The following is an 11,286-nucleotide window of genomic DNA, read 5'->3' as shown; positions in this document are numbered from 1 at the left end:
CCTCCGGCGGCAAGATGGGTGGGGGGGGACCGGGGGGGTTGGAGTCCCCCCCCCCCCCCCCCCCCCCCCCCCACCCCCTTTGCGGGGCCTGCGGCCCCTGCACCCCGCTTCGGGGCTCCGCCCCGGACCCCGCTCCTCAAACGCCGGAGGGGCTGAACTCGGCCCGGGCCCCGCTCTTCGCACGCCGTAGGTACCTAAGGGGCACGGGGAACTGCGTGTCCAGCCCCCACCGGGCCGCAGACCAACCCCGCACCCCCCGGAGGGCTCCGCGGGGAACTGCGTGTCCAGCCCCCACCGGGCCGCAGACCAACCCCGCACCCCCGCCCCCGTACGCTGGACCCCGTGCACGTACTTCACGACGCCCCCCTCGCCCCCCTCACCACCTTTCGGCTCGGTGGGCCGGCCGAGCGGCTGTTGACGGCTCTCAGCGATGACGAGGTCATCGAGGCCGTGCGGGAGGCCGATGGGGCGGGGACGCCTCTGCTCGTCATCGGTGGCGGCAGCAATCTCGTCATCGGGGACAAGGGGTTCGCCGGGACCGCCCTGCGGATCGCCACCCGGGGTTTCTCCCTCGACGGCACCCGGCTCGAAGTGGCCGCCGGGGAGGTCTGGAGCGACGCCGTGGCCCGGACCGTGGAGGCCGGGCTCGCCGGTATCGAGTGCCTGGCCGGGATTCCCGGGTCCGCCGGGGCCACCCCGATCCAGAACGTCGGCGCGTACGGCCAGGAGGTCTCCTCCACCATCCGCGAGGTCGTCGCGTACGACCGGGTCGAGCGGCGTACCGTCGTCCTGGCCGCCGGCGAGTGCGAGTTCTCCTATCGGCACAGCCGGTTCAAGGCTCTGCCCGAGCGGTACGTCGTCCTGCGCGTCCGGTTCGAGCTGGAGGACGCCGGCGGGCTCTCCGCGCCCATCAAGTACGCCGAGACCGCCCGCGCCCTCGGCGTCGAGCCCGGCGACCGCGTCCCGGCCGCCACCGCCCGCGAGACCGTTCTCAAGCTCCGGGCCGGCAAGGGCATGGTCCTCGACCCGGATGATCACGACACCTGGTCCGCCGGGTCCTTCTTCACCAATCCCATCCTGGGGGAGAGCCAGTACCGGGCCTTCCTCGCGAAGGTCGAGCAGCGGCTCGGCAGCGATGTCGCTCCGCCCGCCTGGGAACTCGGTGGCGGGCTCACCAAGACCTCCGCCGCCTGGCTCATCGACAAGGCCGGGTTCACCAAGGGGTACGGGTCCGGGCCCGCCCGGATCTCCACCAAGCACACCCTCGCCCTCACCAACCGCGGCGGCGCCACCACCGAGGACCTGCTCGCCCTCGCCCGCGAGGTCGTCGCGGGTGTGGAGCAGGCCTTCGGGGTGACGCTCGTCAATGAGCCGGTGACCGTCAACGCCGAGATCTGACCGGTCCGCAAGGACCGTCAGTACGACACGCAGACTCCCTGTTTCACCGTCTCCGGGTTGTCGATCATTCCCAGCATCGCGTCCGCCACGTCCGCCCGCCCGATCGTGCGGGCGCTGCGCGGGGTCGCCCCAATGGCCGTGCGGTAGGTGCCCGTCCTCGGTTTGTCGACCAGGCGGACCGGGCGTACCGCCGTCCAGTCCAGGGCCGAGGCGGCCAGCGTGGCCTCCGTGCGGCGCAGGTCCTCGTAGACGTCCTTGAGGACGCGCGTGACGATCGTCAGCGTGAGGCGGTCGAGGAACGGGTCGTCCGACGCCTCCGGGCCCACCGGGCCCGCGCTGATCACCAGCAGGCGGCGGGTGCCCTCCGCGTCCATCGCCTTCACGATCGAGCCGGTCAGGCGCGCAGTGATGCCCGCTGCCGCGTCCGCCCGCTTGTTCGCGCCGAGCCCCGAGAGCACCGCGTCCGCGCCCGCCACCGCCGGGCGCAGGGAGTCGGGGGAAGCGAGATCCCCCCGGACCACCTCCAGGCCCGGGCCCGTCACCGTGAACCGTTCCGGGTCCCGTACCACCGCCGTCACCTGGTGTCCGGCGGTCAGCGCCTGCCTGACCACCTCCCCGCCGATCCTGCCTGTCGCACCAAAAACCGTGAGCTTCATTTGCGTCACCCTCCCCTGGTGGATAGGTAATTACTCCGCCAAGGGTGCCTGAGGTGTTACGCGGCCAGCCAGGAATCCACCCCCGCGAGGAGCTTCGTCTTCACCTCTTGCGGCGCCGCCGACCCCCGTACCGACTGCCGGGCCAGCTCGGCCAGCTCGGCGTCGGTGAACGCGTGGTGGCGGCGGGCGATCTCGTACTGGGCGGCCAGCCGGGAGCCGAACAGGAGCGGGTCGTCGGCGCCGAGCGCCAGCGGCACGCCCGCCTCGTACAGCGTGCGCAGCGGGACGTCCTCGGGCTTCTCGTAGACGCCCAGGGCGACGTTGGAAGCGGGGCAGACCTCGCAGGTGATCCCGCGCTCGGCCAGGCGCTTCAGCAGCCGCGGGTCCTCGGCCGCGCGCACCCCGTGGCCGACGCGGGTGGCGTGCAGGTCGTCCAGGCAGTCCCGGATGGAGGCGGGGCCGTTCAGCTCGCCACCGTGCGGCGCGGCCAGCAGGCCGCCCTCCCGGGCGATCGCGAAGGCGCGGTCGAAGTCCCTTGCCATGCCCCGGCGTTCGTCGTTGGAGAGGCCGAAGCCGACCACGCCCCGGTCCGCGTACCGAACGGCCAGCCGGGCCAGTGTGCGGGCGTCCAGGGGGTGCTTCATCCGGTTCGCCGCGACCAGGACCCGCATGCCGAGCCCCGTCTCGCGCGCGGCCGACTCGACCGCGTCCAGGATGATCTCCAGGGCGGGGATGAGCCCGCCCAGCGTCGGCGCGTACGACGTCGGGTCGACCTGGATCTCCAGCCAGCCCGAGCCGTCCCGCACGTCCTCCTCTGCGGCCTCGCGCACCAGCCGCTGGATGTCCTCGGGGGTGCGCAGACATGAGCGCGCGATGTCGTACAGGCGCTGGAAGCGGAACCAGCCGCGCTCGTCGGTGGCCCGCAGCTTCGGCGGCTCGCCGCTGGTCAGCGCGTCGGGGAGGTGAACCCCGTACTTGTCGGCGAGCTCCAGCAGGGTCGTGGGGCGCATCGACCCCGTGAAGTGCAGGTGCAGATGGGCCTTCGGCAGGTCTCGTACGTCGCGAACGTGCTCCATCGGCTGATCTTGCCGCACCCCGGGCCCGTCCGACAGCCCCTTTCCCCGATCGGGACCTTGCCCGAACGCAGGAACGGGCCACCGACTCATGTGAGTCGGTGGCCCGTTCCGGACGGAGCGCCTCAGTCGCGCGCTTCCGCCAGCAGCTTCTGGATCCGCGAGACGCCCTCGACCAGGTCCTCGTCGCCCAGCGCGTAGGACAGACGCAGATAGCCCGGGGTGCCGAAGGCCTCGCCCGGGACGACCGCGACCTCGGCCTCGTCCAGGATCAGCGCGGCGAGCTCGACGGAGGTCTGCGGGCGCTTGCCGCGGATCTCCTTGCCGAGCAGGCCCTTCACCGAGGGGTACGCGTAGAACGCGCCCTCGGGGGTCGGGCAGATCACGCCGTCGATCTCGCTGAGCATCTTCACCATGGTCTGGCGGCGGCGGTCGAAGGCCTTGCGCATCTCGGCGACCGCGTCGAGGTCACCGGAGACCGCGGCGAGCGCCGCCACCTGGGAGACGTTGGCCACGTTGGACGTGGCGTGCGACTGCAGGTTGGTCGCGGCCTTGATGACGTCCTTGGGGCCGACGATCCACCCGACCCGCCAGCCGGTCATCGCGTACGTCTTGGCGACGCCGTTGACCACGATGCACTTGTCGCGCAGCTCGGGCAGGAGCGCAGGCAGCGAAACGGAGACGGCGTCCCCGTAGACCAGGTGCTCGTAGATCTCGTCGGTCAGCACCCACAGGCCGTGCTCGACGGCCCAGCGGCCGATGGCCTCGGTCTCGGCCTCGGTGTAGACCGAGCCGGTCGGGTTGGACGGGGAGACGAAGAGGACGACCTTGGTCTTCTCCGTACGAGCGGCCTCCAGCTGCTCGACCGAGACCCGGTAGCCGGTGGTCTCGTCGGCGACGACCTCGACCGGGACGCCGCCCGCGAGGCGGATCGACTCCGGGTAGGTGGTCCAGTACGGCGCCGGGACGATGACCTCGTCGCCCGGGTCCAGGATCGCCGCGAACGCCTCGTAGATCGCCTGCTTGCCGCCGTTGGTCACCAGGATCTGGGACGGGTCGACCTCGTAGCCGGAGTCGCGCAGGGTCTTCTCGGCGATGGCCTTCTTGAGCTCGGGCAGGCCGCCCGCCGGCGTGTAGCGGTGGTACTTCGGGTCGTGGCAGGCCGCGGCGGCCGCCTCGACGATGTAGTCCGGGGTCGGGAAGTCGGGCTCACCGGCGCCGAAGCCGATCACCGGCCGCCCGGCGGCCTTGAGGGCCTTGGCCTTGGCGTCGACGGCGAGGGTCGCGGACTCGGAGATCGCGCCGATGCGCGCGGACACCCGGCGCTCGGTCGGAGAAGTTGCAGCGCTCATACGGCCCATCGTCCCAGACCTGCCGCACCCCGGGCACACCGGTTTCATGGACCGGACGGGGCAGTTGCACAGTGCTTTCGGCGCATCCGCGCGGAGCTGTCAGCAGCTATCTGTTCGACGCCGGGCCCCGGACCACGTACACTCACCTGTCGTTGGCCTCCACCAACCGATCGACTGCGGGCACTCGGTGCACTCGGTCGGATGCGGTAGGTTGGGGGAACCACAAAGGGTCGTAGCTCAATTGGTAGAGCACTGGTCTCCAAAACCAGCGGTTGGGGGTTCAAGTCCCTCCGGCCCTGCTACACACACCTTCGCCAGGATGTGTGCGCATGTACGTACTTCTATGCACCGCCGTGCGGCTCCACCGGGCGCGGCACGGCCACGACCCGGAATCAGGTGAGAAGCGTGACGGACGCCGTGGGCTCCATCGACATGCCTGATGCCCAGGACGAGGCGTCTGCGGACCAGGAGTCCAAGAAGAAGGCCCGCAAGGGCGGCAAGCGCGGCAAGAAGGGCCCCCTGGGCCGTCTCGCGCTCTTCTACCGCCAGGTCGTCGCCGAGCTCCGCAAGGTGGTCTGGCCGACCCGAAACCAGTTGTCGACGTACACCACCGTGGTGATCGTGTTCGTCGTCATCATGATCGGGATCGTGACCACGATCGACACCGGATTCCAGCACGTCGTCAAGTACGTCTTCGGCTGATCCGCTGCGTAAGGGCGCCCACCCGGCGCCTTTTTCGCATTGTTCCACCCATCTGTAGCCAGGAAGAAGCAGCCACGTGTCTGACCCGAACCTGAACGACGCCATCGAGTCGGCGGAGTCCGTGGAGGACCAGCTCGACATCGTCGAGGCGGCGGACGCCGTGGACCCGGACCAGGCCGAGGCTGCCGACGCCGATGCGGGCGAGGCGGCCGAGCAGGCCGCGCTCCACGTCGAGGACGAGGACGAGCTGGAGGCCGCCGAGTCCGAGGACGCGGCCGCCGAGGCCGTCGCTGACGTCGAGGACGAGGACGCCACCGAAGCCGAGGCCGACGAGGACGAGGACGCCGAGGAGGCTCCCGCGGAGCCCGCCGCGCCCGTCGACGCGGTCGAGGCGCTCCGCCAGGAGCTGCGCGGCCTGCCCGGCGAGTGGTACGTCATCCACACCTACGCGGGCTACGAGAAGCGGGTGAAGGCGAACCTCGAACAGCGTGCCGTCTCGCTGAACGTCGAGGAGTTCATCTACCAGGCCGAGGTGCCCGAGGAAGAGATCGTCCAGATCAAGAACGGCGAGCGCAAGAACGTCCGGCAGAACAAGCTGCCCGGTTACGTTCTCGTCCGCATGGATCTGACGAACGAGTCCTGGGGCGTCGTCCGCAACACCCCGGGCGTCACCGGCTTCGTGGGCAACGCCTACGACCCGTACCCGCTGACCCTGGACGAGATCGTCAAGATGCTCGCCCCGGAGGCCGAGGAGAAGGCCGCCCGCGAGGCCGCCGAGGCCGAGGGCAAGCCGGCTCCGGCCCGCAAGGTCGAGGTCCAGGTGCTCGACTTCGAGGTCGGCGACTCGGTCACCGTCACCGACGGCCCGTTCGCCACGCTCCAGGCCACGATCAACGAGATCAACGCCGACTCGAAGAAGGTCAAGGGCCTCGTCGAGATCTTCGGCCGAGAGACTCCGGTCGAGCTCAGCTTCGACCAGATCCAGAAGAACTAGTTCCTTCCGGACCACACGTCTTCCGAACAGGTCAGACGGGCTCTTCAAAGCCCGTCTGACCTGCTCGGTTTTTAGCCGCAGACAGATACCCGTTATCGTTGTGCGGTATGCCTCCATCCGGATGACCGGATGCCAGGCGGTTCACTCTCACTAGGACCCGGAGAGAGCAATGCCTCCCAAGAAGAAGAAGGTCACGGGGCTTATCAAGCTCCAGATCAACGCCGGTGCGGCGAACCCGGCCCCGCCGGTCGGCCCCGCGCTCGGCCAGCACGGCGTCAACATCATGGAGTTCTGCAAGGCCTACAACGCGGCGACCGAGTCGCAGCGTGGCTGGGTGATCCCGGTGGAGATCACGGTCTACGAGGACCGCTCCTTCACCTTCATCACCAAGACTCCGCCGGCCGCGAAGATGATCCTCAAGGCCGCGGGTGTGGAGAAGGGCTCCGGCGAGCCGCACAAGACCAAGGTCGCGAAGATCACCGAGGCCCAGGTCCGCGAGATCGCCACGACGAAGCTCGCCGACCTGAACGCCAACGACCTGGACGCCGCGTCCAAGATCATCGCTGGCACCGCCCGTTCCATGGGCATCACGGTCGAGGGCTGATCCCAGCCTTCCCCGTAGTACCCCAGTGGTAGGACCAAGCGCTGGTCCGCACCACGACTCCATGCCTGAACCAACACAGGAGCAGAAGTGAAGCGCAGCAAGACTCTCCGCGCTGCGGACGCCAAGATCAACGCGGACAAGCTCTACGCCCCGCTTGAGGCCGTCCGTCTCGCCAAGGAGACCTCCGCGACCAAGTTCGACGGCACCGTCGAGGTCGCCTTCCGCCTGGGTGTCGACCCGCGCAAGGCCGACCAGATGGTCCGTGGCACCGTGAACCTCCCGCACGGCACCGGTAAGACCGCCCGGGTCCTGGTCTTCGCGACCGGTGACCGTGCCGAGGCCGCGCGTGCCGCCGGCGCCGACATCGTCGGCTCCGACGAGCTCATCGACGAGGTCGCCAAGGGCCGCCTGGACTTCGACGCCGTCGTCTCCACCCCGGACCTCATGGGCAAGGTCGGCCGCCTCGGCCGCGTGCTCGGTCCGCGTGGTCTGATGCCGAACCCGAAGACCGGTACGGTCACCCCCGACGTCGCCAAGGCCGTCGAGGAGATCAAGGGCGGCAAGATCGAGTTCCGCGTCGACAAGCACTCGAACCTGCACTTCATCATCGGCAAGGTGTCCTTCGACGACGCCAAGCTGGTGGAGAACTACGGCGCCGCTCTGGAGGAGATCCTCCGTCTGAAGCCGTCCGCCGCCAAGGGCCGGTACATCAAGAAGGCGACCCTCACCACCACGATGGGTCCCGGTATCGCGCTCGACTCCAACCGCACCCGCAACCTCCTCGTCGAGGAGGACCCGGCCGCGGTCTGAGCCTGACGGCTCGCATCGGCTGGTCCAGAGCCGGGCCCCGCACCTCTTCGGAGGTGCGGGGCCCGGCTTTTTGTCGCAACCGCGTCCCAACAGCCCCGGGCGGGCGCGGTGTTGTCGTACCCCTGCGCTACCGTCGACGGGCAAGGGAAAAGGCATTCGAGGGGGGACGCATGAACACCAGGTCCGTACGGCGTACGTGTATTTCGCTGGTGGCGGTGGGCGCGGCGCTCTCGGGGCTCGCCGCCTGCGGTGGCTCCGACAGCGGGGACAAGAAGAGCGCGCCCGCCAAGGAGCAGCACAAGGCCGGGTCGGACTTCAGCCCGGTCGCGGCCCTCCAGGCGGTGCAGAAGAAGACCGACGGGGTGGGCTCCGCCAAGGTCGAGACGACGATGTCCATGGGCACCGTGATGGGCCTTGAGGGCACCGGCACCCTGGCGTGGGGCAACGGGACGACCGGCGCCATGCGGATGAAGTACACCCAGGGCACCATGGCGCAGACCATGAAGCAGATGGGCAGCGACAGCATCGACGCCCGCTATCTGCGCGACGCCTACTTCGCGAACATGGGCCCCGCGTTCGCCAAGTCCCTCGGCGGCAAGCACTGGATCCGTTACGGCTATGACGACATGGCCAAGCTGATGGGCCCCAGCGGCGCCGTCATGAAGGACCAGATGCAGAACTCGACGCCCCAGCAGGGCGTGAAGGTGCTGCTCGCCTCGGGCGACGTCAAGAAGGTCGGCACCGAGGACGTCCGCGGCGTCCAGGCCACGCACTACTCGGGCACGGTCGACATGGCCAAGCTGGTGGGCAGCAGCTCGGGCCTGGACGCGAAGACGCTGGAAGCCTTCAAGTCCCAGATGACCAAGAGCGGCATCTCCACCGACACGGTCGACATCTGGGTGGACAAGGACGACCTCCTGGTGAAGAAGACCGAGCGGGCCGCGACGAAGAACGGTGAGATGAACACCACCGCCTTCTACTCGGACTACGGAGTGAAGGTCTCCGCCGAGGCCCCGGCGGCTTCCGACACCGTGGACTTCACGAGCCTGATCAAGCCCAAGTCGCCCACCCAGCAGTCGTAACCGCACAACAGCGGTCGCAACCCACGCAACAGCGGCCATATTCAGTCTCGCCCGTCACACCCTTGGGTTACGGTGCAGATGATCGACCCGATCTACGGGATCACGGCACGGGGGAACAAGGGGTGGGGTACATGAGCAGGTCCGGATGGACGCGGGCGGCGCTGGCGACGGCGACGGCCGCCCTGGTGGTGGCCGGGGCCGCGGGCTGCGGTGGCGACGACAAGAAGGCCGAGGGCGCGGGGGGCGCCAAGAAGGCCGCCGCCGCGCCGCAGTCCCGTACCGCCGCGTCGCAGGTGCTCGCGGCGGCGTACAAGAAGACCGCCGCGGCCAAGTCCGCGAAGGTTCGGATGACCATGTCGGCGCCCGCTGCTGCAGGGGCGGGCGCGGAGAAGACCGAGACCAGCGGTGTCATGGCCTGGAACCCGACGGCCATGGACCTCACCGTGACCTCCTCGGCGGCCAAGGGCATGGCGGGCGCGCCCGAGAAGACCCGCATGCTCTGGGTGAACAACGTCATGTACATGGACATGGGCGCCATGGGCGAGTCCGCCAAGGAGTTTGGCGGCAAGCGCTGGATCAAGTTCGACCTGACGGCGCTCGCCAAGCAGTCGGGCAAGGACCAGCTGGTCAAGCAGATGACCGCCGGCATGGAGAACATGAACCAGGACCCGGCCCAGCAGCTCGCCCTGCTGCTCGACTCGCCGAACCTGAAGCACCTGGGCGCCGAGCAGGTCGACGGGGTCTCGTCCGAGCACTACAAGGGCACGCTCACCATCGACGAGATGATGAAGAGCAACAAGATGCTGGACACCCTGACCCCCAAGGAGCGCGAGCAGCTCCTGGCCAACATGAAGAAGACCGGGGTCCAGGGGTACGACACCGAGGTCTGGGTCAACACGGACGGCTACCCGGTCCGGATGGACGTCAACATGAGCAGCCCCCAGGGCAAGGTCGTCACGTCCACGCACTACTCGGACTACGGCACCAAGGCCCAGGTCACGGCCCCGTCCGCGGGCGAGACCACCGACCTGTTCGAGATGCTGAAGGGCCTGGGCGACCTGGGCAAGGACGCCGGAACGGGCGGCCTCGGCGGCGCCTGACGGCCCGGGCCGACCGCCCCGTACGACCGGATTTGCTCGATCCGCCACCCGTCACGTATTCTTCCACAGAAGCCAAAGACCGCTGGTCGTTGCCGTTCCTTCGCAAGAGGGGGCGGTGGCCGAAGGATCCGCTGCATGCGGACGACCCGCGCAGGTGACTGTGGAAAGTTCCCGGACTCGTTCCGGTCGAGCTACGCCCCGTGCACTTGCGCCGGGGCGTTTTTCATGTTGCGGCCCCTTCTGAGCGGTCCTCATCACCCGGAAGGAGGCCGACGCCCATGGCAAGGCCCGACAAGGCTGCCGACGTAGCCGAGCTTGAGGACAAGTTCCGCAGCTCGAACGCCGTCGTGCTGACCGAGTACCGGGGTCTCACCGTGGCGCAGCTCAAGACGCTGCGCCGTTCGCTCGGTGAGAACGCCCAGTACGCCGTGGTGAAGAACACGCTGACCAAGATCGCGGCGAACAACGCCGGGATCACCTCGCTCGACGACCAGTTCACTGGTCCGACGGGTGCCGCCTTCATCACCGGTGACCCGGTGGAGTCGGCCAAGGGTCTGCGTGACTTCGCCAAGGAGAACCCGAACCTGATCATCAAGGGCGGTGTCCTTGACGGTAAGGCGCTGTCCGCCGATGAGATCAAGAAGCTTGCGGACCTTGAGTCCCGCGAGGTTCTGCTCAGCAAGCTGGCCGGCGCGTTCAAGGGCAAGCAGTCTCAGGCTGCCTCGCTCTTCCAGGCGCTGCCGTCGAAGTTCGTCCGCACTGCGGAAGCGCTTCGCGTCAAGCTCGCCGAGCAGGGCGGTGCCGAGTAATTCGGCTCGCGCAGTGATCTACGCCGCCTAGTGCGTAGGTCGTAGCGGGCCGTTACGCCCGCCTCTATATACAACCGGCACCTGCCGAATTAGTGGAAGGATCGCCCATCATGGCGAAGCTCTCTCAGGACGACCTCCTCGCCCAGTTCGAGGAGATGACCCTCATCGAGCTCTCCGAGTTCGTGAAGGCCTTCGAGGAGAAGTTCGACGTCACCGCCGCCGCGGCCGTCGCCGTTGCCGGCCCCGCCGCCGGTGGCCCCGCCGCCGAGGCCGAGGAGGAGAAGGACGAGTTCGACGTCATCCTCACCGGTGCGGGCGACAAGAAGATCCAGGTCATCAAGGTCGTGCGTGAGCTGACCTCGCTGGGTCTGAAGGAGGCCAAGGACCTCGTCGACGGCACCCCGAAGCCGGTCCTCGAGAAGGTCAACAAGGAGGCCGCCGAGAAGGCTGCCGAGTCCCTCAAGGCTGCCGGTGCGGCCGTCGAGGTCAAGTGACCTTGTGAGTCTTCTGACTCTTCTGTGCGTGACGTCCACGGGCGTGTAACGCGCACACACTGAAGGGCGATCACCCATCTGGGTGGTCGCCCTTCGGCGTACCCGGGCGACGCGTCACGGCTGCCTTGCACGGAGGGCGACAGGGAGTATGGTGATCATCGCCGTACGCCCCGTGTGCGCCTCGTAGCCGTAGCAGCCGTAACGGAGCGATC

General features: G+C 68.7%; 12 protein-coding genes and 1 tRNA gene. 10 read left to right on the top strand and 3 right to left on the bottom strand.

Features of this window, described 5'->3' with window-relative positions; all coding sequences use genetic code 11:
* The first annotated feature begins 342 nt into the window (after positions 1–342).
* On the top strand, positions 343–1,398 hold the full coding sequence (locus ACZ499_RS17200) for a UDP-N-acetylmuramate dehydrogenase (protein WP_468675784.1): 1,056 nt from the start codon (positions 343–345) through the stop codon (positions 1,396–1,398).
* 17 nt (positions 1,399–1,415) lie between these two features.
* Here ACZ499_RS17200 and ACZ499_RS17195 read toward each other — a convergent pair whose 3' ends face one another.
* From ACZ499_RS17195 to ACZ499_RS17185, 3 genes are all read right to left on the bottom strand, one after another.
* Positions 1,416–2,054, bottom strand: coding sequence for an NAD(P)-dependent oxidoreductase (locus tag ACZ499_RS17195; protein WP_468675782.1), 639 nt, complete (start codon positions 2,052–2,054; stop codon positions 1,416–1,418).
* Positions 2,055–2,110: 56 nt separating this feature from the next.
* A complete protein-coding gene (locus ACZ499_RS17190) occupies positions 2,111–3,130 on the bottom strand; it encodes an adenosine deaminase (RefSeq protein ID WP_468675780.1) in 1,020 nt (339 codons plus the stop codon).
* Between the two features lie 122 nt (positions 3,131–3,252).
* Positions 3,253–4,479, bottom strand: coding sequence for a pyridoxal phosphate-dependent aminotransferase (locus ACZ499_RS17185; protein ID WP_385540260.1), 1,227 nt, complete (start codon positions 4,477–4,479; stop codon positions 3,253–3,255).
* Between the two features lie 226 nt (positions 4,480–4,705).
* Here ACZ499_RS17185 and ACZ499_RS17180 point away from each other — a divergent pair.
* The 9 genes from ACZ499_RS17180 (at position 4,706) to rplL (ending at position 11,074) form a co-directional block, all read left to right on the top strand.
* Positions 4,706–4,778 (top strand) — tRNA-Trp (locus ACZ499_RS17180).
* 106 nt (positions 4,779–4,884) lie between these two features.
* Positions 4,885–5,181: a preprotein translocase subunit SecE gene (gene secE, locus ACZ499_RS17175; protein ID WP_385540262.1), complete on the top strand. Its 297-nt coding sequence runs from the start codon at positions 4,885–4,887 to the stop codon at positions 5,179–5,181.
* Between the two features lie 76 nt (positions 5,182–5,257).
* Positions 5,258–6,175 (top strand): transcription termination/antitermination protein NusG, encoded by a 918-nt coding sequence (nusG, locus tag ACZ499_RS17170; RefSeq protein ID WP_468675777.1) that lies wholly within the window; start codon positions 5,258–5,260, stop codon positions 6,173–6,175.
* Positions 6,176–6,344: 169 nt separating this feature from the next.
* A complete protein-coding gene (gene rplK / locus ACZ499_RS17165; protein ID WP_053731185.1) occupies positions 6,345–6,779 on the top strand; it encodes a 50S ribosomal protein L11 in 435 nt (144 codons plus the stop codon).
* Between the two features lie 87 nt (positions 6,780–6,866).
* On the top strand, positions 6,867–7,589 hold the full coding sequence (gene rplA, locus ACZ499_RS17160) for a 50S ribosomal protein L1 (RefSeq protein ID WP_385540265.1): 723 nt from the start codon (positions 6,867–6,869) through the stop codon (positions 7,587–7,589).
* A 170-nt stretch (positions 7,590–7,759) separates the two neighbouring features.
* Complete coding sequence (locus ACZ499_RS17155) at positions 7,760–8,671, top strand: SCO4651 family lipoprotein (RefSeq protein WP_468675776.1); 912 nt, start codon at positions 7,760–7,762, stop codon at positions 8,669–8,671.
* A 131-nt stretch (positions 8,672–8,802) separates the two neighbouring features.
* On the top strand, positions 8,803–9,771 hold the full coding sequence (locus tag ACZ499_RS17150; protein WP_468675774.1) for an SCO4651 family lipoprotein: 969 nt from the start codon (positions 8,803–8,805) through the stop codon (positions 9,769–9,771).
* 278 nt (positions 9,772–10,049) lie between these two features.
* A complete protein-coding gene (gene rplJ, locus ACZ499_RS17145) occupies positions 10,050–10,580 on the top strand; it encodes a 50S ribosomal protein L10 (protein ID WP_358833573.1) in 531 nt (176 codons plus the stop codon).
* 110 nt (positions 10,581–10,690) lie between these two features.
* Complete coding sequence (gene rplL / locus ACZ499_RS17140) at positions 10,691–11,074, top strand: 50S ribosomal protein L7/L12 (RefSeq protein ID WP_283142066.1); 384 nt, start codon at positions 10,691–10,693, stop codon at positions 11,072–11,074.
* Positions 11,075–11,286: the final 212 nt, after the last annotated feature.

Source organism: Streptomyces sp. NPDC031265 (assembly GCF_055570295.1).
The sequence above is the reverse complement of the archived record's forward strand: the minus strand, read 5'-3'. Positions and strand labels throughout refer to the sequence as shown.

Bases quoted from the DNA above. Each gene is read 5' to 3' on its own strand.
- ACZ499_RS17195 (WP_468675782.1), bottom strand. From the start codon at position 2,054: ATGAAGCTCACGGTTTTTGGTGCGACAGGCAGGATCGGCGGGGAGGTG.
- ACZ499_RS17190 (WP_468675780.1), bottom strand. From the start codon at position 3,130: ATGGAGCACGTTCGCGACGTACGAGACCTGCCGAAGGCCCATCTGCAC.
- ACZ499_RS17185 (WP_385540260.1), bottom strand. From the start codon at position 4,479: ATGAGCGCTGCAACTTCTCCGACCGAGCGCCGGGTGTCCGCGCGCATC.
- rplK (WP_053731185.1), top strand. From the start codon at position 6,345: ATGCCTCCCAAGAAGAAGAAGGTCACGGGGCTTATCAAGCTCCAGATC.
- ACZ499_RS17155 (WP_468675776.1), top strand. From the start codon at position 7,760: ATGAACACCAGGTCCGTACGGCGTACGTGTATTTCGCTGGTGGCGGTG.
- ACZ499_RS17150 (WP_468675774.1), top strand. From the start codon at position 8,803: ATGAGCAGGTCCGGATGGACGCGGGCGGCGCTGGCGACGGCGACGGCC.
- rplJ (WP_358833573.1), top strand. From the start codon at position 10,050: ATGGCAAGGCCCGACAAGGCTGCCGACGTAGCCGAGCTTGAGGACAAG.
- rplL (WP_283142066.1), top strand. From the start codon at position 10,691: ATGGCGAAGCTCTCTCAGGACGACCTCCTCGCCCAGTTCGAGGAGATG.